Origin of the sequence: Novosphingobium sp. B 225 (assembly GCF_002198665.1) — a bacterium.
Taxonomy (GTDB): domain Bacteria; phylum Pseudomonadota; class Alphaproteobacteria; order Sphingomonadales; family Sphingomonadaceae; genus Novosphingobium.
Genome location: NZ_MWLM01000056.1, coordinates 64,450 through 86,634, shown reverse-complemented (window position 1 = coordinate 86,634; position 22,185 = coordinate 64,450). Strand labels below are relative to the sequence as shown.

At 62.9% G+C, this 22,185-nt stretch carries 25 protein-coding genes, 1 tRNA gene and 1 pseudogene; 3 read left to right on the top strand and 24 right to left on the bottom strand.

The window, feature by feature from the left end:
* Window position 1: 1 nt before the first annotated feature.
* The 8 genes from MNBBLIKP_RS10250 to MNBBLIKP_RS10220 all read right to left on the bottom strand — a co-directional run bounded on the left by MNBBLIKP_RS10250 (window position 2) and on the right by MNBBLIKP_RS10220 (window position 5,099).
* Complete coding sequence (locus tag MNBBLIKP_RS10250; protein WP_088310122.1) at window positions 2–652, bottom strand: tetratricopeptide repeat protein; 651 nt, start codon at window positions 650–652, stop codon at window positions 2–4.
* Window positions 652–1,056, bottom strand: coding sequence for a cytochrome c-type biogenesis protein (locus tag MNBBLIKP_RS10245; RefSeq protein WP_088310120.1), 405 nt, complete (start codon window positions 1,054–1,056; stop codon window positions 652–654). Before MNBBLIKP_RS10245 ends, MNBBLIKP_RS10250 begins: the two co-directional genes overlap by 1 nt.
* On the bottom strand, window positions 1,053–1,604 hold the full coding sequence (locus MNBBLIKP_RS10240; protein ID WP_088310118.1) for a DsbE family thiol:disulfide interchange protein: 552 nt from the start codon (window positions 1,602–1,604) through the stop codon (window positions 1,053–1,055). The genes MNBBLIKP_RS10245 and MNBBLIKP_RS10240 overlap by 4 nt, the downstream gene beginning before the upstream one ends.
* Complete coding sequence (locus tag MNBBLIKP_RS10235; protein ID WP_088310116.1) at window positions 1,601–3,544, bottom strand: heme lyase CcmF/NrfE family subunit; 1,944 nt, start codon at window positions 3,542–3,544, stop codon at window positions 1,601–1,603. Before MNBBLIKP_RS10235 ends, MNBBLIKP_RS10240 begins: the two co-directional genes overlap by 4 nt.
* Entirely contained in the window at window positions 3,541–4,017 is a 477-nt protein-coding gene (ccmE, locus tag MNBBLIKP_RS10230; protein WP_088310114.1) for a cytochrome c maturation protein CcmE, read from the bottom strand. The genes MNBBLIKP_RS10235 and ccmE overlap by 4 nt, the downstream gene beginning before the upstream one ends.
* Window positions 4,014–4,154: a hypothetical protein gene (locus MNBBLIKP_RS18055; RefSeq protein WP_176399734.1), complete on the bottom strand. Its 141-nt coding sequence runs from the start codon at window positions 4,152–4,154 to the stop codon at window positions 4,014–4,016. Before MNBBLIKP_RS18055 ends, ccmE begins: the two co-directional genes overlap by 4 nt.
* On the bottom strand, window positions 4,147–4,878 hold the full coding sequence (gene ccmC / locus MNBBLIKP_RS10225; protein WP_088310112.1) for a heme ABC transporter permease CcmC: 732 nt from the start codon (window positions 4,876–4,878) through the stop codon (window positions 4,147–4,149). The genes MNBBLIKP_RS18055 and ccmC overlap by 8 nt, the downstream gene beginning before the upstream one ends.
* A 144-nt stretch (window positions 4,879–5,022) precedes the next feature.
* Window positions 5,023–5,099 (bottom strand) — tRNA-His (locus tag MNBBLIKP_RS10220).
* Between the two features lie 130 nt (window positions 5,100–5,229).
* On the opposite strand from MNBBLIKP_RS10220, the gene MNBBLIKP_RS10215 reads away from it, so the two are divergent.
* The gene (locus tag MNBBLIKP_RS10215) at window positions 5,230–5,598 is read left to right on the top strand and encodes a PilZ domain-containing protein (RefSeq protein WP_088310110.1); all 369 of its coding nucleotides are present in this window, start codon (window positions 5,230–5,232) and stop codon (window positions 5,596–5,598) included.
* An 82-nt stretch (window positions 5,599–5,680) separates the two neighbouring features.
* Here MNBBLIKP_RS10215 and rpmE read toward each other — a convergent pair whose 3' ends face one another.
* The 11 genes and pseudogenes from rpmE to pyrH form a co-directional block, all read right to left on the bottom strand.
* Window positions 5,681–5,908, bottom strand: a complete 228-nt coding sequence (rpmE, locus tag MNBBLIKP_RS10210; RefSeq protein ID WP_088310152.1) for a 50S ribosomal protein L31 — start codon at window positions 5,906–5,908, stop codon at window positions 5,681–5,683.
* Between the two features lie 169 nt (window positions 5,909–6,077).
* On the bottom strand, window positions 6,078–6,557 hold the full coding sequence (fabZ, locus tag MNBBLIKP_RS10205) for a 3-hydroxyacyl-ACP dehydratase FabZ (protein ID WP_088310108.1): 480 nt from the start codon (window positions 6,555–6,557) through the stop codon (window positions 6,078–6,080).
* Window positions 6,558–6,577: 20 nt separating this feature from the next.
* Window positions 6,578–7,375, bottom strand: coding sequence for an OmpH family outer membrane protein (locus MNBBLIKP_RS10200; protein WP_088310106.1), 798 nt, complete (start codon window positions 7,373–7,375; stop codon window positions 6,578–6,580).
* Window positions 7,375–9,975: an outer membrane protein assembly factor BamA gene (bamA, locus tag MNBBLIKP_RS10195; RefSeq protein WP_254913002.1), complete on the bottom strand. Its 2,601-nt coding sequence runs from the start codon at window positions 9,973–9,975 to the stop codon at window positions 7,375–7,377. Before bamA ends, MNBBLIKP_RS10200 begins: the two co-directional genes overlap by 1 nt.
* Window positions 9,976–10,180: 205 nt before the next feature.
* A complete protein-coding gene (rseP, locus tag MNBBLIKP_RS10190; protein ID WP_369678915.1) occupies window positions 10,181–11,293 on the bottom strand; it encodes an RIP metalloprotease RseP in 1,113 nt (370 codons plus the stop codon).
* Between the two features lies 1 nt (window position 11,294).
* Window positions 11,295–12,446: a 1-deoxy-D-xylulose-5-phosphate reductoisomerase gene (locus MNBBLIKP_RS10185; RefSeq protein WP_088310101.1), complete on the bottom strand. Its 1,152-nt coding sequence runs from the start codon at window positions 12,444–12,446 to the stop codon at window positions 11,295–11,297.
* 2 nt (window positions 12,447–12,448) lie between these two features.
* Window positions 12,449–13,156 (bottom strand): phosphatidate cytidylyltransferase, encoded by a 708-nt coding sequence (locus tag MNBBLIKP_RS10180; protein ID WP_088310099.1) that lies wholly within the window; start codon window positions 13,154–13,156, stop codon window positions 12,449–12,451.
* Window positions 13,153–13,787: pseudogene (locus MNBBLIKP_RS10175) on the bottom strand (phosphatidate cytidylyltransferase); the annotation flags it as partial. The pseudogene MNBBLIKP_RS10175 and the gene MNBBLIKP_RS10180, both read right to left, overlap by 4 nt.
* Window positions 13,788–14,016: 229 nt before the next feature.
* Window positions 14,017–14,706 carry a polyprenyl diphosphate synthase gene (gene uppS / locus MNBBLIKP_RS10170; RefSeq protein WP_088310095.1) on the bottom strand — a complete coding sequence of 230 codons (690 nt, stop codon included), beginning with the start codon at window positions 14,704–14,706 and terminating at the stop codon, window positions 14,017–14,019.
* A 100-nt stretch (window positions 14,707–14,806) separates the two neighbouring features.
* The gene (gene frr / locus MNBBLIKP_RS10165; protein ID WP_088310093.1) at window positions 14,807–15,364 is read right to left on the bottom strand and encodes a ribosome recycling factor; all 558 of its coding nucleotides are present in this window, start codon (window positions 15,362–15,364) and stop codon (window positions 14,807–14,809) included.
* Window positions 15,365–15,368: 4 nt separating this feature from the next.
* Entirely contained in the window at window positions 15,369–16,088 is a 720-nt protein-coding gene (gene pyrH / locus MNBBLIKP_RS10160) for a UMP kinase (protein WP_088310091.1), read from the bottom strand.
* Window positions 16,089–16,177: 89 nt separating this feature from the next.
* On the opposite strand from pyrH, the gene MNBBLIKP_RS10155 reads away from it, so the two are divergent.
* On the top strand, window positions 16,178–17,035 hold the full coding sequence (locus MNBBLIKP_RS10155; RefSeq protein ID WP_088310089.1) for a metallophosphoesterase: 858 nt from the start codon (window positions 16,178–16,180) through the stop codon (window positions 17,033–17,035).
* A gap of 62 nt (window positions 17,036–17,097) precedes the next feature.
* On the opposite strand, the gene tsf is transcribed toward MNBBLIKP_RS10155, so the two are convergent.
* Window positions 17,098–18,042: a translation elongation factor Ts gene (tsf, locus tag MNBBLIKP_RS10150; RefSeq protein WP_088310087.1), complete on the bottom strand. Its 945-nt coding sequence runs from the start codon at window positions 18,040–18,042 to the stop codon at window positions 17,098–17,100.
* A gap of 81 nt (window positions 18,043–18,123) precedes the next feature.
* Window positions 18,124–18,921 (bottom strand): 30S ribosomal protein S2, encoded by a 798-nt coding sequence (gene rpsB / locus MNBBLIKP_RS10145; protein WP_088310085.1) that lies wholly within the window; start codon window positions 18,919–18,921, stop codon window positions 18,124–18,126.
* 343 nt (window positions 18,922–19,264) lie between these two features.
* Between rpsB and MNBBLIKP_RS17775 the strand changes: the two genes are divergently transcribed.
* The gene (locus MNBBLIKP_RS17775) at window positions 19,265–19,510 is read left to right on the top strand and encodes a hypothetical protein (protein ID WP_140420577.1); all 246 of its coding nucleotides are present in this window, start codon (window positions 19,265–19,267) and stop codon (window positions 19,508–19,510) included.
* Here the strand turns inward: MNBBLIKP_RS17775 and MNBBLIKP_RS10140 are convergent.
* Genes MNBBLIKP_RS10140 through MNBBLIKP_RS10130 form a run of 3 tightly spaced genes read right to left on the bottom strand, consistent with a single transcriptional unit; the run spans window position 19,461 to window position 22,126 of the window.
* Window positions 19,461–20,198 (bottom strand): CDP-alcohol phosphatidyltransferase family protein, encoded by a 738-nt coding sequence (locus tag MNBBLIKP_RS10140; RefSeq protein ID WP_088310148.1) that lies wholly within the window; start codon window positions 20,196–20,198, stop codon window positions 19,461–19,463. The genes MNBBLIKP_RS17775 and MNBBLIKP_RS10140 overlap by 50 nt on opposite strands.
* A 47-nt stretch (window positions 20,199–20,245) precedes the next feature.
* A complete protein-coding gene (locus MNBBLIKP_RS10135) occupies window positions 20,246–20,995 on the bottom strand; it encodes a phosphatidylserine decarboxylase (protein WP_088310083.1) in 750 nt (249 codons plus the stop codon).
* Window positions 20,996–20,998: 3 nt separating this feature from the next.
* Entirely contained in the window at window positions 20,999–22,126 is a 1,128-nt protein-coding gene (locus tag MNBBLIKP_RS10130; protein WP_088310081.1) for a beta-ketoacyl-ACP synthase III, read from the bottom strand.
* Between the last annotated feature and the right edge of the window lie 59 nt (window positions 22,127–22,185).

Below are 22,185 nucleotides of genomic sequence, written 5' to 3'. Positions count from 1 at the left end.
ATCACTGTGGCGATGCAGGATTGGCCGATTGGGCGGCGATAAAGGCATCCAGCCGCGCCAGCCGCTCCGTCAGATCAGCCCGCCACGACGCATCCTTGGGCGCGCGGGCCAGCAGATCGGCCCACATCGCGCGGCCTTCATCCAGCTTGCCTTCCCCCGCCAGAGCCAGCCCCAGGAAAAACGCCGGACCGGGATGCTGCGGATCGGCCTGGATCGCGCGGTCATAGGCAAAGCGCGAGGCCGGGGTCAGCACGCCATCGGCGTGGCCGACCAGGTTGTTGGCCAGCGACAGCCAGGCATCGGCATTGTCCGGATTTTTCTCTACCGCGCCCAGCACCACCCCGGCGGCATCGCCAAAATCGCCATTGCGGGCCAGGGCATCGGCAATCACCATCCAGCTGTTGGGGGCCTGGCCGCTGGCCTTGGCCAGTTCCTGCCGCGCGGCGACCAATGCCTTGGCATCCTTGCGTTCAACCTCGACCGCCTGCTTGGGCGCGCCGGGCTGTGCCGGACGGGCCTGCCAGGCAAAGCCCGCGATCCCCAGCAGCAGCGCCGCGCCAATCGCTTCCCAGCCCTTGCGCGGGGCCTTGAACACCAGCACCAGTGCAGCGAAAGCGGCCAGCGCCAGCCCGAAAACCATCACCCAGCCCATCACGCCCCCTTTCCGCCAAACCGGCGGCGCAGCAATGCGAAAGCGAGCAGCAGCAACAGCACCGGCGCGGCGAACAGCGGCCAGGTCAGGCTGGTCAGCGCGGGCTTGTAACTCACGTAATCGCCATAGCGTTCGATCAGCCAGCCCCGGATCGCCTCAGGCTCCTCACCCGCTGCGATCCGCAACCGCACCTGGTTGCGCATGTCACCCGCGATGGGAGCGTCCGAATCGGCGATCGACTGGCCTTGGCATTGCAGGCAGCGCAGCGTCAGCATCAGCGCCTGTGCCTTGCCCTCTTGCGCCGGATCGGCCAGCTGGGTGTAGGCATAGGGCGCGGGCGGCAGCTTGTCCTGCGCGGGCGCAGCGCTGGCTAGCAGCAACAGCGGGATCAGCAGCCGCTTCATTGCTGCGCCTCCTTCAGCTTGGCCAGGATCATCGGCAGCTGATCGGCCCGGATTTCGCCAATGTGCTGGTACCGGATCATGCCCTTTGCATCGATGATAAAGCTTTCCGGCACGCCCGATGAACCCAGCGCGAACTGCACCGCGCTGACATCATCCGCGCCGATCCGGGCATAGGGATTGCCGTTGCGGGCAAGGAACGCTTTCAGATCATCGCGCTGATCGCGGATCGCCACCCCATCGATTTCCACCCCGGCGGCGGCAAGCTCGGCCAGCACCGGCGCTTCTGCGGCGCAAGGCACGCACCAGCTGGCGAAGATGTTGAGCAGGCGCGGCTGGCCGCCCTGCATCTGCGCGCTCGACAGGCCGGGGCGATCCGCCACGGCGGCGGGCAGATCGAACTGCGGCAGCGGCTTGCCGATCATCGCGCTTTTGATCTCGCGCTCGGCCGGGCGCAGCAGGCCGGACATGAACAGCGCCACGAACCCGATGAACAGCGTCAGCGGCAGCCACATCGCCCAGCGTGCGGGCTTCAGATCAGGCGCGCTCATCGGCCTTGTCTTTCGCGGCGCCAGGCGATCTTGTCGCGCGCGATGATCCGGCGCAGGTCACTGACCACCCGGCCCAGCAGCGCGAGCACGCCGCCCAGTGCGATCAGGATCCCGCCGTACCAGATCAGCGGCACGAACGGCTTCCACCACAGCCGCAGCTGCCAGCGCCCGTCCCCGGCCTGTTCGCCCAGCACGACATAAAGTTGGCCGTTCCACCGCGTATCGAGCGCGCTTTCGTTGGTCGATTGATAGGGAGTCCAGAACTGCCGCGCCTGTGGCTTGAGCAAATCGGGCGCCGCGCCCTGATAGCTCGCCTCGATCCCGGCCTCCAGCGCGGTCCAGTTAGGACCGGCGATCGGCTGGATCGATTTCAGCGTAAGCTGCCATGGTCCCACGGCCACTTTGTCTCCCACCCGCGCGGCGACCAGCCGCTCGACCGTGAATGCGCTGTCACAGGCCATCCCGAACAGTGCCACGGCCACGCCGAAGTGCGCCGCAACCATGCCCCACAGCGGCAGCTTGACCGTGCGCAGCTTGCGCCCGCGCAGTGGCAGCAGGCTGGCCACGGCAAGCATGCCCGCCAGCGCCAGCCCCAGCATTGGCAACAAAGGCACACCCTTGATCACCATCACCGCCAGCCCGCCCAGCAGCAGCCCCGCCGCCACGGCCACTTCACGCCGGATCCGCGTCAGCCGGTCACGCCGCCAGCGCAGCAAGGGCCCCACGGCCAGCACCGCCAGCATCGGCACCACGAACATCGCGGTCGCCGGGTTGAAATAGGGCGGGCCGACCGAAACCTTCTGCCCCATGCTTTCCGCCAGCAAAGGATAGAGCGTGCCGACCAGCACGATCCCCAGCGCCCCGGTCAGCATCACATTGTTGAACACCAGGGCGCCTTCGCGGCTGGTGACAGCGAATTGCTCACCCTCGGTCACGCTGGCCGCGCGCAGGCCGAACAGCACCAGAGCCGCGCCGATGTTGATCGCCAGCAGGGCAAGAATGAACGAACCGCGCGTCGGATCGACTGCAAAGGCATGAACGCTGGTCAGAATGCCCGAGCGGACCAGGAACGTGCCCACCATCGACATCGAAAACGCCACCACCCCCAGCATCACCGTCCAGGCCCGCAAGGCATTGCGCGAAGCCAGTACGCTGGCGGAATGGAGCAAGGCCGTTGCCGCCAGCCAGGGCATCAGGCTGGCGTTTTCCACCGGGTCCCAGAACCACCAGCCGCCCCAGCCCAGCTCGTAATAGGCCCAGTACGAGCCAGCGGTGATCCCCAGCGTCAGGAAAATCCACGATCCCAGCACCCAGGGCCGCATCGCGCGGGCAAAGGCCGGGCCCACTTCACGCGTGATCAGCGCCCCGATCGCAAAGCTGAAGGCAATCGAAAGTCCGACATAGCCGATGTACAGCGTGGGCGGATGGAACGCGAGGCCGGGGTCCTGCAGCAGCGGGTTCAGCCCCATGCCCTCCACCGGCACCGGATCAAGCCGTTCAAACGGGTTCGAGGCGAGCAGCAGGAAGGCATAGAACCCCAGGCTGACAAAGGCCTGCCCGGCCAGCGTCGCCAGCATGGTCCGCTCGGGCAAGCGCCGCTCAACCAGCGCTACAAAGCCGCCGGCCAGCCCCATGATCGTCACCCACAGCAGCATCGAGCCTTCGTGGTTCCCCCAGGACCCGGCGAACTTGTACAGCAGCGGCTTGGACGAATGCGAATTCGATGCGACCAGTTTGACCGACAAATCGGTCTGGCAGAACAGCACCACCAGCGCGATCATCGCAGCGGCGGCAAGCAAGCCCTGGATCACCGCCACCGGGCGGACGATCCCGGCAAAGTCCTGCCCCCGCCCGCCCAGCGCCAATGCGCCTGCGACAAGTTGCAGTGCGGCGAGCGCGGCAGCCAGCCACAGCGCAGCAAGGCCAAGATTGGCGATCACCGGGTTTCCTCCACCGTCTTGCGCGCCTGATCGGCGCTCATCCCGGCCATTTCGCGGGGGACATACTTTTCATCGTGTTTGGCCAGCAGATTGTTCGCCACGAAAGTGCCGTCGCGGCCCAGCTTGCCTTCGGCGACCACGCCCGACCCTTCCTTGAACAGATCCGGGACGATCCCCTTGAACTGCACCGGCACCCGCGCCTTGCCATCGCCCACGACAAACCGGATCGTCACGCCGTCGGCATTGGTCTTGAGCGAGCCTGCTTCCACCATGCCGCCCAGCCGCACCGCGCGGTCGGCCTCTGGCGGGTTACTGGCAATGTCGGCGGGGACATAGAAATAGCTCGCCTGACTGCGCAGTGCCCAGGCCGCCAGCAAGGCGGCACCGATCAATGCAGCCAGTGCGATCAGGACCAGAATCAGACGCTGGTGCTTGGCCTTGACCGGCTGACTTGTGGCGCCCGGCTGGCTCATGATTCACGGCTCCGTTCGCGGCGCGCCTCGGCCCGGCGCATCGCCGCCCAGGACTGTGAAATCAGCAGCAAAGTGCCAATCACCCCAACCGCGTAGGCTGCATAGACAAATTGCCAATGGTCCAGCCCCTCACGCATCAGCAGCCTCCATCGCACGGCGGCGCAGGCGCGCTTCGGCCTGTTGATCGGCCAGAATAGCCCGCATCCGCATCAGCACCACAGCGCCAAACAGCAACGAAAAGCCCAGCGTCGCGGCGAGCAGGCCCCACAGGAATTCGGGCGCCATCGCACTTTTGCCCATCGAAATACTGGGCGGCTGGTGGAGCGAATTCCACCACAGCACCGAATAGTGAATGATCGGGATATTGGCCGCGCCAACCAGCCCGAAAATCGCAGGAATGCGCGATTGCCCGGCCCCGTCGCGGTTCGCCGCATCGGCCAGTGCCAGATAGGCAAGATACAGGAACAGCAGCACCAGCATGCTGGTCAACCGCCCGTCCCAGACCCACCAGGTGCCCCAGGCAGGACGCCCCCACAGCGATCCGGTGATCAGGCACAGCGCGGAAAAAACCGCGCCCGGCAATGCGATCGCCCGCGCTCCGATCCCGGCAAGCGGATGCCGCCAGACCAGTTCGGTCAGGCTGGCCACGGCAATCGCGGTCCACCCCCCCATGCCCAGCCAGGCGGCGGGCACGTGGACAAACAGGATCCGGACACTGTCCCCCTGAAGCTTTTCCGCCGGAGCGCCAAGCAGGCCCCAGACCAGCGACGCGCCGGTAATGACCAGTCCTGCCATCAGCAGCGGCATGGTCAGGCTGCGCGCCAGGCGCAGGAATCGGGCGGGGTTAGCGAAACCGTGCATGGTCTTGTAACTGCGCCCTTTGGCAGTCTGTATCGAGTCCGGCAAGGGGAATGAGCTTTTGACGCCAACACTTGTCGGTCGCGCAGATCGCTGCGGCGATCAACCGGCCTCGCCGTGCCGAGCGCAACACTTCAAGGAGAAAAATGGGGCGATCGATGGGGTTCGAACCCACGACCTCCGGTACCACAAACCGGCGCTCTAACCAACTGAGCTACGATCGCCACAAGCTGGCCTTGGGGGCCAGAAAACGCAGGCGCGCGCCTTTGCACAGGCGGCGCGGAATGGGAAGCGGAAAATTTGCCGATCCCCGTCCGCTGTCGGTCAATTCATTAACCAACCCCTGTTAACTCAGTGCGTAACAACCTGCATGACAAGGAAATTGCAGTAGTGTCCGCCAAGCTGAAAACCCAGGCCAAACTGCCCGAATCCCCCCGCCCGCAGACCCGCAAGGCCGCGCGCAGACCGGCCCACGGATTGGTCGTGGTGCGCAGTTCGCATGGGGATCGCACCACCGCGCGGCTCAACGATTTTTCCGCTTTTGGCTGCAACCTGATCAGCGATGCAGCCTGGCTGCGCATGGGCGGGTTCATTGCCATCAGGCTGAGCGATGAAGTGACGGTGCAGGCCATCGTCCGCTGGATTCGCGATGGCGCCTGTGGGGTCGAATTCCTGCGCCCCCTGCCCTATTCCGAAGCAGACGCGCTGGGCCGCAATTTCTGAAAATGTGATCCGGCACCAGCAACAAAGAAAAGGGCGGCCCCATCGGAGCCGCCCCTTTTTTTGGTCAACGCTGAAGCGCCGATCAGCTCTTCTTGAGCGAAAGCCCACCGAAGCGCTTGTTGAACTGGGCAACGCGGCCGCCCTGGTCAAGCTGGCGGGTGCCGCCGGTCCACGCCGGGTGCGAAGTCGGGTCGATTTCCAGCACCAGCGTGTCGCCTTCCTTGCCCCAGGTGGAGCGGGTTTCGAACACGGTGCCGTCGGTCATCTGCACCTTGATCATGTGGTAATCGGGATGAGTATCGGCCTTCATTGTATCATCTTTCGCTATGACCGGTTCCGACCGGCCTGAAATTGAAGCGCGGCGCATAGCGGGGGTTGCGCGGGAATGCAAGGTTGGAAAACCAACCCCCAACCCCTCCCGCCTGCGGGAGGGGAGCGAGACTTAGCAAGAGCTTAGTCGCAGCGGGGTGGGCTCTATCTCAACTATCCGCGATCATCGCGGTGAACTGCACTTCGCAGGTCACCTTGCCATCAACGCTGGCCTTGCCCCAGAACTTGCACACGCGCGAACGCTTTTGCACGAAGCCGGCTTCGAGGTTGAGCAGCACGCCAGGTTCCACCGGCGCGCGGAATTTGGCTTCCTCGATCGCCATGAAATAGACCAGCTTGCCGCTCCCCGCGAGGCCGAGGCTTTCAACCGCGAGGATTCCGGCGGCCTGGGCCAGGGCTTCGATCTGCAGCACGCCCGGCATGATCGGACGGCCCGGAAAGTGGCCCTGGAAGAACTGCTCGTTAAAGCTGACCGCCTTGACGGCGTGAATCTGCTCTTCGCCCAGTTCGATCACCCGGTCGACCAGCAGCATCGGATAGCGATGCGGCAGGGCCGCCAGGATGGCGCGATGATCATAGACCGGCGCGGTCTTGTCCGCCGCGCCGGTGTTGTCTTGCTGTTCGCTCATCCCTGCCCCCGGGTTCTGGCTTAGCGCCCGTCGGGCTGCGGGCCGGCCGGAACGGTCGGACGCGGAGCAGGTGCAGCGGGTGTGCCCGCAGCCGGGGCCCCGGCGGCCGGAGCCGGCTGACCTTGCGCGGCGGCGCGCTGCGCGGCTTGCTGAGCCTTGGCTTCACGCACTTCGCGCGGTTCCCAGCCGGTCGGCGGGACCAGCTGCGCAGCGGGGATCAGCGCGTTGAGTTCGGCCACGATCGCCGGGGTCAGTTCATAGGCGTTCGAACGCGCCATAACCGCTTCAGGCTGAAGCAGCAGCGTCACCTGCTTCTTCGACATGGCAGCCTGCACCGCCTGATCAAGCTTTTCCTCGATCTGTTCGGTCACATACTTTTCCGAAAGCGCCACCGGCAGCAGTGCCTGCTGGATATCCTGCTTGCCGCGTTCCTGCAGCGTCTGGATGGTCACTGCCTGCTGCTGCAGCATGGCCTGGGTGGTTTTGGGATTCTGGCGATCAGTGTTGAACTTGTCGACCAGCGGCTTGAGCTGAGCCTGAAGCGCATTGCCCTTGGCTTCGGCCGAATCATAGGCGGCCTTGTAGGTAACGGGGCGCTGCTGCGAGGCGACGCGGAAGGCATCGCTCATCTGGATTGCAGCATCAAGGCTGGCCACGCCGATCCCCTGAACGATCACGCCCGTGGCAGGGGCCGCGGCGGCACCGGCAGCCGGGGCGGCGTTCTTGTCCTTGTCCTTGTCCTTGGCCGCCAGGGCCGGAGCGGCCAGGGACAGCGCGGTCATGCCCGCGAGCAGCGCGGCCTTGCGAAGAGTGTTCATCAGAATTGGGTTCCTACGTTGAAAGTAAAGCTCTTGGTGTCATCCCCAGGGCGCTTGAGCAGCACCTTGGCAAAGTCGATCCGGAAGGGGCCAAAGGGTGAGTTCCAGTTGACCCCCACACCCACGGAAATGCGCGGCTGCGGCGAATTGCCGGAATAAAATTCCTGAAACGGGATACCTTTAAGTACCGCATCATTCGTCCCAGTGCATGTAGCAGGCAAAGTCGGGATGCCGTCCGCACTCGTTGCAAACCCAGCTTTACTGGCACCGTTGCAAGTCACCGTGTATGGGAATGTCAAAGACAAAATCTGTGGCGTCTTGATGCTCCAGACTGAACCGGCGTCAAGGAAGACCGAAGGTCTGAGTCCCATTTCCTTCGCACCTGAGCCCAGTGGTATTTCAAGCTCCATGTGGGCGAGGTAATAGTAACGCCCTCCCAAAGCATCGTCGATCCATTGATTACGGTCTTCGATAAACTTGCCAGTGACTGTATCGAAGGGCTTTCGCAAAATCCGCGGGCCGACGCCGCGAATATCAAACCCGCGCATGTCAGGTTCGCCTAGATAGAAACGATCAGTCAGGCGAACCGGATCCGCCCCAGGCAAGGCATTGTTATTGCCGATTGCCTTGATCGCCCCCGCCTCACCGCGCAACGAGAAGATAAAGCCCTTGCCGACAGGATAGTATTGCGCCGCATTTAGCCGAACACGGCCATATTTGACCGAACCGCCAAGCCCGGCGAATTCCGCCGAAACCGAAACCGCGCGTCCACGCGTGGGGCGGACCCGGTTGTCGAGCGAATCGTAAATCAGCGAAAGGCCCAGAATCGAGCTGGTGCGTTTTCCGATCGCTTCGCACAGATAGCGCCCCGCCTGCAACGGATCACATTCCAGCACCCCCGGCGTCACGCGGTCCGAGAAGAACTGCGTCTTGTCGAGCGAGACGTCATCATAGTTGAGCGTGTAGCTGCCCACTGCCGACATGAATTCGGTCAGCGGAATACCCGCGCGCACCTGCATGCCGGTGGTCGACTGCTTGTAGGTCGTGTTGCGGCTGGAATTGAGGTAGTTGAAGCTGTTGTAATCGCGGCGGTACAGGTTGACCCCCAGCGAAACGTTGCGATCGAACAGATAGGGTTCGGTAAAGCTGACTTCCGCGCTCTTCGAATATTGCGAGTAGGACAGCGACAGCCCCACGGTCTGCCCGCGCCCGCGGAAGTTGCGCTGCTGGATCGACCCCTGGAAGATCAGCTTTTCAAGGCTGGAATAGCCCGCCGACAGCTGCAGTTCGCCGGTCGGCTTTTCCTCGACATTGGCTTCCAGAATGATCCGGTCTGCCGCCGATCCCTGGCGCTGCTCAACCTCGAACTTTTCCTGGAAATAGCCCAGCGAGTTGATCCGGTTGGTCGACCGCTTGACCTGCAGCGAGTTGAACGCATCGCCTTCGGCCAGACGGAATTCGCGGCGCACCACCTTGTCCTGGGTCAGGGTGTTACCGTTGACGTCGATCCGTTCGACATAAACGCGCGGCGCTTCTGCGATCTGGAAGGTGATCCCCATGCTGAGATCGTCCTTGTTGCGATCATAGTTGGGGCGCACATCGGCAAAGGCATAACCAAACGTGCCGGCCGTTTCATTCAGCCGGTCAATGGTGTCTTCCACCAGCTTGGCGTTGTACCAGTCATCCTTCTTCATCGGCAGCTGGGCCGCCAGGCGGTCCCCGTCGAAATCGCGCAGCTGGCTTTCAACCTTCACGTCGCCAAATTTGTAGCGCAGCCCTTCCTCGACCACGTAGGTCAGGATGAAGTCCTTCTTGTCGGGCGTCAGTTCGGCCACCGCCGAAACGATCCGGAAATCGGCATAGCCCTTGGTCAGATAGAACTGGCGCAGTTTCTGTTGGTCAAACGCCATGCGGTCCGGGTCATAGCTGGTGCCGCTGGAGAAAACCTTGGTCAGCCCGGTCTGCTTGGTCACCATTTCGCCGCGCAGTTCGCCATCGCCGAAATGTTCGTTGCCGATGATGTTGATCTTGCGGACCTTGCTCTTGGGTCCTTCCTGCACTTCGAACACGATGTCGACGCGGTTCTGATCGAGCAGCACCATTTTGGGCTCAACCTCAGCGGCGAAGCGGCCTTGGCGCTTGTAGAGCTCGATGATCCGCGCCACGTCGGCGCGCACCTTGGAGCGGGTGAAAATCTGGCGCGGGGCGAGCTTGATTTCCGGGAGGATCTTTTCCTCCTTCAGCCGCTTGTTCCCTTCCAGGATGATCCGGTTGATCACCGGATTTTCCTTTACCGTGATGGTCACCGCACCCTGGTTGTTGGAAACCTGCACGTCGGAAAACAGCTCGGTCGCGAACAGGTCCTTCAGCGCCATGTCGCCGACCACCTGGGTATAGGTCTGGCCGATCCGCATCTTGATGTAGGACCGGATCGTATCCGGCTCAAGCCGCTGTGCGCCGGTGACGGTGATCGACTGGATCGTATCGCCAACCGGAGCCGGAGCAGGCTCAGCCGCCGGAGCAGCCGGAGCCGCAGGCGCGGTTTGCGCCAGCGCCAGGCTGGGCACACCGGCCAGGATCGTCGTCCCCAGCAGTGCCATGGCATAGCGGATGGACGCAGTGCAGTCCTTGGAAGTTTCAATGTTCGGCACGGTGGTTCCCGTCAGTTTTTGCATTGCGCCTGCCGCCCACCCCCGTGCGGGGCCGAAAGCGCACTGCAGACATGAAGAGGCCCTCTGCCCGATGCTGTCAAATTCATCAAGCAAGGATGGCCCTATCGCCCGCAGTTATGTTCCAATTTCCTGCCTATCTCCCAAAGATCGGGAGCGAGGCGATGTCGTTCAGCGTGACGAACAGCATCAGCGCCAGCACCAAGGCCAGACCCGTGCGGAACGCCCATTCCTGACTGCGGGCATCCAGCGGCTTGCGACGGATGGTTTCCGCAGCATAGATCGCCAGGTGCCCACCGTCCAAGCCCGGGATTGGCAGGAGGTTGATGAATGCCAAATTAATTGAAATCAGCGCAGCGAAGGATACGAAAGCGGGCCAGCCCATGGCCAGGCTTTCGCCCGAATATTTGGCGATCTTGATCGGTCCACCCAGTTCCCGGACCGACCGTTCACCAACAATGATCTGACGCAATCCGGCAACCATGAATTTCATCACGCCGATTGACTGATCCCAGCCCTGCACCACCGCGCGCACCGGCCCCACCGGTTCAAAGCTGAGCCGCGCCGATACGCCAATCTGCCCGCGTTCGATCTTGTTGCCGAACCGATCGGTGCTGGTCACTACCGGAATTGTCACGGCAATCGGCACTTGCCGCCCGGCCCGCTCGACCATGATCGACAGGCGGTGACCGGGATAGAGAATCACGTGGCTGACCACGTCCTCGAACGCTTCGATCCGGTCCCCATCGATGGCCACGATCCGGTCCCCCACCTGCATGCCTGCGGCCTGCGCGGCAGAATTGGGTGCGAATTGATCAACCACCGGGGCCGAGGTCGGCACCCCGTAACTCATATTGAACACCGCAAACACCGCCACGGCGGCCAGCAGGTTGGTCAGCGGCCCGGCCAGCACGATCAGTGCGCGCTGCCACATCGGAGCGCCCTGAAACGTGCCCTTGAGCTGCTCTGCCGAAGCATCGGCCAGCGCCGGATCGGGAACCGAAGCGCCATTGGCATCGCCCGAGAACTGCACATAGCCACCCAGCGGCAGCATCCCCAGTTTCCAGCGGGTGCCGCGCTTGTCGGTCCAGCCGGCCACTTCCTTGCCGAACCCGATCGCAAACACATCGCTGCGCACGCCGAACCAGCGCGCCACCAGATAGTGGCCCAGCTCATGCAGCAGCACCAAGGGGCCCAGCACCAACAGGAACGCGCCAATCGTCATCAGGATCGAAGGGGAAGTGATCAAGCTATGCCAACTCCAGAAAACCATGCGCGATCTGCCGCGCTGCTGCATCGACCGCAATCACATCACCCAGCGAAGCGGGTGCCGACGGAGCATAGCGCGCCAAAACCTGCTCGACCATTACCGCGATCCGGGTGAATGCAATCTGACCGGCCAGAAACGCCGCCACGGCCACTTCGTTGGCAGCATTGAGCACCGCCGGGGCCGCCCCTCCCGCCTCCGCCGCCGCCCGGCACAGCGCGGTGGCGGGAAAGCGTTGCTCATCCGGTGCGCGAAAAGTCAGCTCGCCCAGCGCGGCCAGATCAAGCGGCGCGCAGGGCGTATCCATCCGCGCAGGATATGCCAGGCACGAGGCAATTGGCACCCGCATGTCCGACGGGCCGAGCTGCGCCAAAGTTGAGCCATCGCGGTATTCAACCATCGAATGGATCACCGATTGCGGGTGGACAATGATCCGCAGCTTATCAAGCCCGACCGGGAACAGGTGGTGTGCCTCGATTAGTTCGAGGCCTTTGTTGAACATCGTGGCGCTATCGACGCTGATCTTGGCGCCCATGTCCCAATTGGGATGCTTGACCGCCAGCGCCGGTGTCGCCTGGGCGAGCTGTTCCGGCGACCAGTCGCGAAACGGCCCGCCGCTCGCGGTCAGGGTGATGCTGCGGACGTGGTCGTAACTGTTGCCAGCAAGGCATTGGAAAATCGCGTTGTGTTCGCTGTCCACCGGCAGCAGGGTTGCCCCGCTACGCGCGACCGCGGCGGTCATCACTTCGCCCGCAGAGACCAGCGCTTCCTTGTTGGCCAGCGCAACGGTCTTGCCGCATTCGATTGCCGCCATCGTCGGAGCCAGCCCCGCACAACCGACAATCGCCGCCAGCGTCAGATCCGCCCCGCGCGCCGCCGCCTCTACCAAAGCCGCCGCGCCGCCCGCCGCCTCGATCCCGCTGCCAGACAACGCCGCGCGCAATTCAGGCAGGCACGCCTCATCCGCCACGACTGCCAGTTCCGCCCCAAATTCACGCGCCAGCCGCGCCAGTTCGGCAGCATTGCAATTGGCGGTCAAAGCCATGACGCGCCACTTGGCCCGCTCCCGCCGGATCAGGTCCAGCGTGGACGCGCCGACCGAACCGGTTGCGCCGAGGATGGAAATGGTGCGCACGTTCAATACACTATCGGCGCGCGGTGCGGCACATAGGTTAGCAAGTCATAGAGATGCACCACACCAAGGATCGCAAAAACCGCGAGGTGGCCGTCAAGCCGATCGAACAGTCCTCCGTGACCGGGGATGAGCTTGCCAGAGTCTTTCACGCCAGCACGGCGTTTCATCCAGCTTTCGAAGAAGTCGCCCGCTTGAGCAAGGATTGCTACCAATACCGCGAGCACCAGCGCCCCAGTCAAATTGGGCATGGTCCAAGGATCCTTGGCACTCCAGACAAAGGCAACCAGCATCACCAAAAAGGCACCAAACACGCCGCCACCCAAGCCCGCCCAGGTCTTAGATGGGCTAATCGAAGGAGCAATTTTTGGCCCGCCGATGAGGCGACCGAACGTATAGGCGCCTACATCGACCATGCTGACCAGCAGGAATACAGTCATGGGAAAGAGAATGCCGTCCTGCCGCGCTTGGATCATCGCGCTAGCTGCCAATGCCACATAGACGATCCCGCTAAGTAGCCACATTGCCTGCGCAGACGGACCTTTTTCGAAAGTGAAAGCTAACCGACCCCACTCCCACAGCACCCCCAGCGCCACGGCAGCGACAAACGCGGTCCACACCCAGCCGCCGAGCCACAGCGCGGTGCCGGCAACGGCCACCATCACCACGGCAGAGGCGGCGCGGACACCGAGGATGGAAATGGTGCGGGTCATTGCGGCCAGACGAAGCTAAGCAGCGAAAACAAGCCCAGCACGAAACACACTGCCAGCAGGCCATCGACCCGGTCAAACAGTCCGCCATGGCCGGGGATCAGATTGCCGGAATCCTTCACACCCGCGCGGCGTTTCATCCAGCTTTCGAAGAAATCGCCGGATTGGGCGATCATCGCCAACGGAATGCCGATCTTCAGGCTGTACCAGATGTCAGGCAAAAGGCTCTGCAAGCAATCCACCAATTCGGGATTGTAGAGCGTTTCGCATATCCGCATTTGCGAATAGACCAAGGTCACCAGTGTTGCGCCCAGCGCTCCACCTGCGAGGCCAGACCAGGTCTTCGACGGACTGATCGACGGTGCGATCTTTGGTCCGCCAAAGGTGCGCCCTGCGAAATAGGCACCGACATCGATCGCGATCACCCACAGGATCACCAGCAAGGTGCGCTCAAAACCATGATAGACCAACCGTCCCTTGCCGAGGACAAATACGCCCAAGCCAACGTAGAGCGCCCCAGCCAGCGCCCACAGCAATCGACCAAGAAATGCAGAGGTTAGCTTTCCGGCCAGTGCATTCCATTCCCATAATACGCCAAACCCGATCAGGCCGACGAACACCAGCCACACCCAGCNGGCCACCATCACCACGGCAGAGGCGGCGCGGACGCCGAGGTCGGACTTTTTGGGTTCTGTCATCGCAAAAATCCTCCCCCCACGGGGGAGGGGGACCGCCGCAGGCGGTGGAGGGGGGCCGACAAGAAGTCACGCGGCAGCGTGCCAGCCGCTATCGCGGCTGAAGGCGTTACGCCCCCCTCCGCCCCTGCCGGGCACCTCCCCCAGAAGGGGAGGATCTTTGCCGATTCACCGCCCGCCATAACGCCGCTCCCGCTGGCCGAAATGCGCCAGTGCCGCCTGCAAATGCTCCGGCTTGAAATCGGGCCACAGCACGTCGGTGAACCACATTTCCGCATAGGCAGCCTGCCACAGCAAGAAGTTCGACAGCCGCACTTCGCCCGAGGTGCGGATCAGCAGGTCGAGCGGGGGCAAGTCCGCAGTGTCGAGTTCGGCCTCGATTGCAGCGGGCGTGATCGCCCCCTTTTCCGCCGCCTTGGCCGCTGCACGGGCAATTTCGTCCTGCGCGCCGTAATTGAGCGCCACCACCAGTGTGCAGCCGGTGTTCGCCGCCGTCTTCGCCAGCGCATCATCGATCAGCGCGACAATATCGGGGGCCAGCGCGCGCCATTCGCCGATGATCTTGAGCTTCACATTGTCGCGCACGAATTCATCAAGATCGCTCTGGATGAAGCGTTTGAGCAGCCCCATCAGCGCCGAAACCTCATCCTCTGGCCGCCGCCAGTTCTCGGTGCTGAAAGCGTAGAGCGTCAACGCCTCAAGCCCCATCGCCCGCGCTGCGCGGCTGATGGTGCGCACCGCCTCCACGCCGCGCTGGTGGCCCACCGCATGCGGCAAGTGGCGCTTTTTCGCCCAGCGCCCGTTGCCATCCATGATGATCGCAACATGGCGCGCGCCGTGGGTTTGACCGGCATTCATCGCACAGACCCCAACCGCCGTTCGTGTCGAGCGAAGTCGAGACACGCGCTCACCGTGCCTCGACTTCGCTCGACACGAACGGGACGGGAAAGTCCGGGCATCACTTGCCCAGAATTTCCTGTTCCTTCTGCGCGGCAACGGCATCGGCTTCCTTTATGATCTCATCGGTCAGCTTCTGCACCTCGGTTTCGCCGCGCTTGCGATCGTCTTCCGAGATTTCCTTTTTGGTCTCATCCGCCTTGAGATTATCGATCCCGTCGCGGCGGACGTTGCGGATCGCGATCCGGGCCTTTTCGGCATAGCCGTGGGCCAGCTTGGCCAGTTCCTTGCGGCGTTCCTCGGTCAGGTCGGGGATCGGCAGGCGGATGTTGTTGCCATCATTGATCGGGTTGAGCCCCAGCCCGGCCGAGCGGATCGCCTTTTCCACCGGGGTCACGTTCGACTTGTCCCACACCTGCACCGACAGCATGCGCGGTTCAGGCGCAGAAACGGTCGCGACCTGGTTAAGCGGCATCTTGCTGCCATAGACTTCAACCATGATCGGATCGAGCAGCGCGGTGTTGGCGCGGCCGGTGCGAAGTCCGCCCAGATCGCTCTTGAGCGATTCTACCGCACCTTTCATCCGGCGTTCGAGGTCTGCCTTGTCGTACTTGGCCATGGGTTCAGCCCTTCTTCACTAGGGTTTGCGTTCCCTCGCCGCGCAGCACCTTGGCCAGGTTGCCCTTTTCGCGGATCGAGAAGACGACGATCGGAATTTCATTATCGCGGCACAGCGCCACGGCAGAAGCGTCCATCACCTTGAGGTTCTGGGCGAGCACCGTGTCGTAATCGACGGTATCAAAACGCTTTGCATCGGGGTTGGTCTTGGGATCGCTGTCATAGACTCCGTCTACCGAGGTTCCCTTCAGCAGCGCATCGCACTGCATCTCCGCCGCGCGAAGGGCCGCCCCGCTGTCGGTGGTGAAGTACGGTGCGCCGACCCCGGCCGCGAAGATCACCACGCGGCCCTTTTCCAGGTGGCGTTCGGCGCGCCGACGGATGACGGGTTCGCACACCTTGTCCATCTCCACCGCACTTTGCACGCGGGTGTGGACGCCAAGCTGCTCCAGCGCGTTCTGCATGGCGAGCGCGTTCATCACCGTGGCGAGCATGCCCATATAATCGGCCTGCGCCCGGTCCATCCCCTTGGCCGCCCCGGCCATCCCGCGAAAGATATTGCCGCCGCCGATCACCAGGCAGATTTCCAGCCCGGTTTCCTTGGCCGCTTTCACTTCCTTGGCCAGTTCGGCCACGAATTCGGGATCGATCCCGAACTGCTGCTGGCCCATCAGCACTTCGCCGGAAAGCTTGAGGAGAATGCGTTTGTAAGTGGGCTTGCTCATGGCAACGGAGGCATCCAATGAAATACTCTGGTGTGGCCGAGGTCCTTAGCCCTGTCCGGGCCAGTGCGTAAAGGGAGGCATGCGGGAAAATGGCGGATCATGGCTGGCGCAAGTGGACGAGGCGGATCGCGCTGGCCTTGGCGATCTTACTGGTGTTTTGCGTGACCAAGGCTTGGCGTGACACGATGGCGGATCCGCAATTGCGTGAAGCGCGGGTGATTCTGCGCGGAATGCCGCAATCCAGCGCTTCCTTGCGGCTGTTGGTGATGTCGGACCTCCACGTTGCGGGGCCAGACATGCCGCCAGCGCGGATCGCGCGGATCGTGGCCCAGATCAACGCACTGCAACCAGACCTGGTGTTGATTGCGGGTGATCTGGTCAGTGATCGGCGGCTCGCGACGCGGTACTACAGCCTGCACGACGCGATCACCCCTCTGGCGGGGCTGACTCCGCGCCTTGGCACTTACGCAGTTCTGGGCAACCATGATCACTGGCGCAACGCCGCCGAGGCACGGAGCGAACTTATCGCATCGGGTGTGACCGTGCTCGACAACACAGCTGTGCGGGTCGGTCCGCTGGCCATCGGCGGACTGGACGATGACTTTACCCATCATGCGGATATCCCGGCGATGATGGCAAATATTCGCCGGGTCGGCGGTGCGCCCGTGGTGATCAGCCACAGCCCGGACCCTTTCCCCGACCTGCCGGCGGAGGTGCCGCTGATGCTCGCCGGGCACACTCATTGCGGCCAGATCAGCCTGCCCTTGATCGGCCCGCCGGCTGCCATGTCGCGCTATGGCAAGCGTTATGCCTGCGGCCGGATCGATGAGAATGGTCGAACACTGTTCGTCACTGCCGGGCTTGGCACAAGTGTGCTGCCATTCCGCTTCGGCGTGCGACCCGACATCTGGCTGGTCACGGTAGAACCGAACAAAATGCCGCGCTAGGAACGAAGAAGGGCGCGAACCTCTCGGTTCGCGCCCTTCGAATTTCAAACTGTTGCCAGGATTCAGCCCAGCCCGGCAGCCGCCGCGACTTCTGCCGCGAAGTCGCTGACTTCCTTCTCGATGCCTTCGCCGAGCTGGAAGCGGACATAGTCCTTGAGGACGATGGCCGAACCCGCTTCCTTGGCCGCATTGGCGACGACCTGGGCGATCGGGGTCTTGTTGTCCATCACGAACACCTGGCTGAGCAGGGCGTTGTCCTTGGCGAACTTCGCCGCAGCGCCATCGGCGCGCTTGGCGAGGATGTCGGCCGGGATTTCCTTGCCGCTCTTGCTGGCTTCCTCGGTGGCCTTTTCCAGCGCGATCTTGCGTTCACGCTCCAGCACTTCGGGGTCGAGATCGTCAGCCGAGAGCGCCATCGGGAAGGCAGCAGCGATGTGCATCGCGATCTGCTTGCCCAGGGCTTCCAGAGCGGCCTTGTCGCCTTCGCTTTCGAGCGCAACCAGCACGCCGATCTTGCCGAGCATCGGCGCGGCGGCGTTGTGCATGTAGGGCACGACCACGCCGTTGCTGACCGAAACGGTCTTCATGCGGCGCACCTGCTGGTTTTCACCGATGGTCGCGACATTGGCGGTCAGGGTATCGGCGACGGTGCCGCCTCCCGGATAGGCCGAAGCCTTGAGCGCATCAACATCGTCCGAAGCCGCGTTCAGCGCGACGTCGGTGGTCTTGCGCACAAAGTCCTGGAACTGCTCGTTCTTGGCGACGAAATCGGTTTCCGAATTCACTTCAACCGCAACGCCCTTAGTGCCGGCAACGGCCACGCCAACCAGGCCTTCGGCTGCGGTCCGGCTGCTCTTCTTGGCAACGGCCGCAAGACCCTTGGCGCGCAGTGCGTCAACCGCGGCTTCGAAATCGCCGCCGCTTTCGTCCAGCGCCTTCTTGCAATCCATCATGCCCGCGCCGGTGCGTTCGCGCAGGTTTTTCACGTCAGTGGCGGTATAGGCCATTGCTGTGGTCCTTCTTTGGTAATGAGTGCAGCGCCGGGCCCATGGACCCGGCGCGCGACAATTTCATGACGCGACGGGGCTTCAGGCCTCGGTCGCGGGTTCCTCGGCGGGAGCGGCTTCTTCAACCACAACCACAGCTTCTTCAACCGGAGCTTCTTCCAGCGCGCCGACATCGACGCCCGAATCAACCACGCCTTCGCGATGACCCTTGGTCGAAGCAGCGGCCACGGCTTCGCAGTAGAGGCGAATTGCGCGGCTGGCGTCATCGTTCGCGGGGATCGGGAACGCGATGCCATCGGGCGAAACGTTCGAATCGAGGATCGCAACAACCGGGATACCCAGCACGTTGGCTTCCTTGATCGCCAGTTCTTCCTTGTTGGCGTCAATCACGAACATCACGTCCGGAATGCCGCCCATGTCGCGGATGCCGCCCAGCGACAGCTCAAGCTTGTCGCGTTCGCGGGTCATCTGCAGGACTTCCTTCTTGGTGAAGCCCGAGGTGTCGCCCGAAAGCATTTCTTCCATCGACTTGAGCCGCTTGATCGAGCCCGAGATGGTTTTCCAGTTGGTGAGCATGCCGCCCAGCCAGCGGTGGTTGACGAAGTGCTGACCGCACTGGCGCGCGGCCTGGGCGATCGGTTCCTGCGCTTGACGCTTGGTGCCGACGAACAGAACCTTGCCGCCACGCTGCACAGTCGCAGCTACGAAATCGAGCGCACGCGCCATCAACGGCACGGTCTGCGACAGGTCAAGGATGTGGATGCCATTGCGGGCGCCGAAGATGTACGGCTTCATCCGCGGGTTCCAGCGGTGGGTCTGGTGGCCGAAGTGTGCGCCGGCCTCGATCAATTGCTGCATGGTGACGACGGGAGCCGCCATAGGTAATTCCTTTCCGGTTTTCTGCCTCTGGAAAGCGGGAACCGTGCGGTACATTCCGCTGCGGAACCGGTGTGGGTGCTTCCCATGTGGATTTGCCTGCGGCGGAGGAATTCCCCCACGGGCGGCGCGCCCCTAACCCGGATCGATGGGAAAATCCAGCGCGAAATTGCGGCGCTGCGGAGGCGGATCACGAAAAAACAATCGGTCCATGAAAATTCCGCTTGACGCGATGGAACAAATAGAGAACACATGCCCTATCGGAACGGAACAGGAACTTCCCTACCCCAACCGGAACTTATCCACAAGCCCTTCCACAGGGTCTTGCACACGAAGGATCACGGGCATGATCGCACAGCTACTCCCTTTCGCAACGGTCGGTCTGCTGGCCTGCGCATCGATCGCGCTGACCCTGCGCAATGCCCTGCCCGCAATCCGTCAGCTGCGCCTTGATCTGGCGCAGTGTCCGGATTCGCGGGAGCTACGTTTTACGGTGCGCGAACTGCGCTATGTCAGCCGCGTCAACGTAGTAAAACTGCCGCTCAGGCAGCATCGGGCGCTGGGAGCGGACGGTCGGCGCGCTGCCGCCTGACCCGGGCGTACATCATCCACGCCACCGGCAGCATCGCCAGATAGACCACGCTGATCCCGATCAGGGTCCACCACGGTTCGGTCAGCAGGGCAGCGCCGATCAGTCCGAAAAAGGCGATCACTTCCAGCCGGACATGCTTGCGCGGACGCAGCTTGCCCCAGCTTAGCGTCGGCACTGCGGAAATCAGCAGGAAGGCAACGATAACCAGCCAGATTCCGACCACCAGCGGCGCGCGGAACAACGTCTGACCGGTTTCCAGCCACAGGTAGATCGGTAAGAATGCCAGCCCCGCCCCAACCGGAGCGGGCACGCCAGTGAGGAAACCCGCCGCCTTGCGCGGTTCATCCGGCAGTTCAATCCGGGCATTGAAGCGCGCCAGTCGCAGCGCCATGCAAACGGCAAAAGCCAGCGCGGCAAACCATCCGATCCGGGGCAAATCCTGCAATGACCACATGAACAGGATCAGTGCAGGCGCTACCCCGAACGAGACATTGTCTGCCAAACTGTCCAGCTCGGCCCCGAATTTCGACTGCGCTTTCAGCAGCCGTGCGATCCGCCCATCGATGCCATCGAGCATCCCGGCAACGATCACGGCTTGAATCGACTTTTCGAAATCACCCATGATTGCGAACCGAATGCCAGTGAGACCCATGCACAAAGCCGCCGCGGTAATCGCATTGGGCACCATTGCCCGCAGGGTCAGCCCGCGCGGCAAGCTGCGGGGTGTGGGTTCGTTCACTGGCTGATCCCTTCGATCAGCAAAGCCTCGCCCAACTCGGCCAGTACTGTTTCACCCGCAATGACCCTTTGCCCCATCAGCACTTTGGGCTCGGTTCCGGCAGGCAGATAGACGTCGACCCGACTGCCAAAGCGGATCAGCCCAACCCGTTGCCCGGCGGCGAGCAGGTCGCCCGGTTTGACGAAAGGCACGATCCGCCGTGCGACCAGCCCCGCGATCTGGGTAAAACCAATCTTCGCACCGTCGCCGCGCTCGATTAGGATATGTTGACGTTCATTTTCCTCGCTCGCCTTGTCGAGGTCTGCGTTCATGAACTTGCCGGGGATATAAACCACCCGCCGCACCGTTCCGCCGATCGGGGCGCGGTTGATGTGGACATCAAACACCGACATGAAGATCGACAGCCGCGTCACCAGCCCGGGATTGAGCCCCGGCTGCCCGCTGCCGTCATCCAGTACCAGTTCGCGCGGTGGCTCGACCTGCTGGATCAGTGTGATCAGCCCGTCTGCCGGTGAAACGATGTATTTGTCGCCTTGCGGTGTGACGCGCTTGGGATCGCGAAAAAAGGCCAGGATGCAGGGCACCAGCGCCAGCAGCGGCCATGCCAGCGTTTCCCAGGCGAAGAACGCGCACAGCCCGCTGAGAATTGCGGCAGCCGCGGCGAACTTGTGACTTTCGGGATGAAACGCCGGAAAATGCCACGTCGCTTCGCCTCGCCCGCGATTGTCGAGAATTTCATTCGCCATGGTTCAGGCCGCCTTGCGCACAAAGACCGTGCCGGCCGAATAGCCTGCTCCGAACGAGCAGATCACGCCGAGGTCGCCTGCGCCAAGGTCGGTATTGTGCTTGTGAAATGCAATGATCGACCCGGCGGACGAGGTGTTACCATAGGTATCGAGCACGGTCGGGCTCTCATCCTCGTTCGCCTCATGCCCCAGGACCCGCTGCGAAATCAGGCGGTTCATCCCCTGGTTGGCCTGATGCAGCCACAGTCGCCGCAGCGCCGCCGCTTCGATCCCCAGCCGGTCCGATTCCTCGACGATCATCGCCGCGACCATCGGCACCACTTCCTTGAACACCTTGCGCCCTTCCTGGACGAACAGCTTGTCCGGCGCGCCGATACCTTCGGGTGAGGCGCAGTTGAGGAAGCCAAAATTGTTGCGAATGTTGTTTGAGAATACCGTCTTGAGCTTGGTCCCGACGATTTCCCAATGCTGCGCCGGGGCCACATCCTTGGCTTCGACCAGCACGGCGGTGGCGACATCGCCGAAAATGAAGTGGCTATCGCGATTCTTCATATTGTTGTGGCCGGTGCAGATTTCCGGGCTGACCACCAGCACCGACCGGGCGTTGCCCGCGCGGATGTAATCGGCCGCAGTCTGGATCCCGAAAGTCGCGCTGGAGCAGGCGACATTCATGTCAAATCCAAAGCCTTCGATCCCCAGTGCGTTCTGAATTTCGATCGCGATCGCCGGATATGGGCGTTCCAGATTCGAGCACGCACACAGCACGGCATCGACGTCCCTGGCATCACGCCCGGCCGCCGCCAGGGCATCCTGAGCCGCCTTGACCCCCATCTCTGCCAGCACCGAAAGTTCGTCGTTGGTTCGTTCGCGCCAACGTGGGGCCATCGTCTCGGGATCGAGCACCGGCCCCTTGGCCATCACGAACCGCGATTTGATCCCGCTGGCCTTTTCGATGAATTCGACCGAACTGGGCGCGAGTTCCTGCACGCTCCCCGCTGCGATTTCTGCGGCATGGCGCGCGTTGAACAGGTCAACATAGGCGTTGAAGCTTTCGACCAGTTCCGCGTTGGAAACTGATTCGGGCGGGGTGAACAGCCCGGTGGCCGAGATGACGGGGATGATTTCGCTCATGGCGCGCTGTCCTAGAGGGCCAATACGGATAGGACAAGCCATTCGCCCATTGACAGCGT

Excerpts from the sequence above, each read along its gene's own strand:
- MNBBLIKP_RS10250 (WP_088310122.1), bottom strand. The coding sequence starts at position 652 with ATGGGCTGGGTGATGGTTTTCGGGCTGGCGCTGGCCGCTTTCGCTGCA.
- MNBBLIKP_RS10245 (WP_088310120.1), bottom strand. The coding sequence starts at position 1,056 with ATGAAGCGGCTGCTGATCCCGCTGTTGCTGCTAGCCAGCGCTGCGCCC.
- MNBBLIKP_RS10240 (WP_088310118.1), bottom strand. The coding sequence starts at position 1,604 with ATGAGCGCGCCTGATCTGAAGCCCGCACGCTGGGCGATGTGGCTGCCG.
- ccmE (WP_088310114.1), bottom strand. The coding sequence starts at position 4,017 with ATGAGCCAGCCGGGCGCCACAAGTCAGCCGGTCAAGGCCAAGCACCAG.
- MNBBLIKP_RS18055 (WP_176399734.1), bottom strand. The coding sequence starts at position 4,154 with ATGCGTGAGGGGCTGGACCATTGGCAATTTGTCTATGCAGCCTACGCG.
- ccmC (WP_088310112.1), bottom strand. The coding sequence starts at position 4,878 with ATGCACGGTTTCGCTAACCCCGCCCGATTCCTGCGCCTGGCGCGCAGC.
- rpmE (WP_088310152.1), bottom strand. The coding sequence starts at position 5,908 with ATGAAGGCCGATACTCATCCCGATTACCACATGATCAAGGTGCAGATG.
- fabZ (WP_088310108.1), bottom strand. The coding sequence starts at position 6,557 with ATGAGCGAACAGCAAGACAACACCGGCGCGGCGGACAAGACCGCGCCG.
- MNBBLIKP_RS10200 (WP_088310106.1), bottom strand. The coding sequence starts at position 7,375 with ATGAACACTCTTCGCAAGGCCGCGCTGCTCGCGGGCATGACCGCGCTG.
- bamA (WP_254913002.1), bottom strand. The coding sequence starts at position 9,975 with ATGGCACTGCTGGGGACGACGATCCTGGCCGGTGTGCCCAGCCTGGCG.
- MNBBLIKP_RS10180 (WP_088310099.1), bottom strand. The coding sequence starts at position 13,156 with ATGACCCGCACCATTTCCATCCTCGGTGTCCGCGCCGCCTCTGCCGTG.
- uppS (WP_088310095.1), bottom strand. The coding sequence starts at position 14,706 with ATGAATGCCGGTCAAACCCACGGCGCGCGCCATGTTGCGATCATCATG.
- frr (WP_088310093.1), bottom strand. The coding sequence starts at position 15,364 with ATGGCCAAGTACGACAAGGCAGACCTCGAACGCCGGATGAAAGGTGCG.
- pyrH (WP_088310091.1), bottom strand. The coding sequence starts at position 16,088 with ATGAGCAAGCCCACTTACAAACGCATTCTCCTCAAGCTTTCCGGCGAA.
- MNBBLIKP_RS10155 (WP_088310089.1), top strand. The coding sequence starts at position 16,178 with ATGGCGGATCATGGCTGGCGCAAGTGGACGAGGCGGATCGCGCTGGCC.
- tsf (WP_088310087.1), bottom strand. The coding sequence starts at position 18,042 with ATGGCCTATACCGCCACTGACGTGAAAAACCTGCGCGAACGCACCGGC.
- rpsB (WP_088310085.1), bottom strand. The coding sequence starts at position 18,921 with ATGGCGGCTCCCGTCGTCACCATGCAGCAATTGATCGAGGCCGGCGCA.
- MNBBLIKP_RS17775 (WP_140420577.1), top strand. The coding sequence starts at position 19,265 with ATGATCGCACAGCTACTCCCTTTCGCAACGGTCGGTCTGCTGGCCTGC.
- MNBBLIKP_RS10140 (WP_088310148.1), bottom strand. The coding sequence starts at position 20,198 with ATGGTGCCCAATGCGATTACCGCGGCGGCTTTGTGCATGGGTCTCACT.
- MNBBLIKP_RS10135 (WP_088310083.1), bottom strand. The coding sequence starts at position 20,995 with ATGGCGAATGAAATTCTCGACAATCGCGGGCGAGGCGAAGCGACGTGG.
- MNBBLIKP_RS10130 (WP_088310081.1), bottom strand. The coding sequence starts at position 22,126 with ATGAGCGAAATCATCCCCGTCATCTCGGCCACCGGGCTGTTCACCCCG.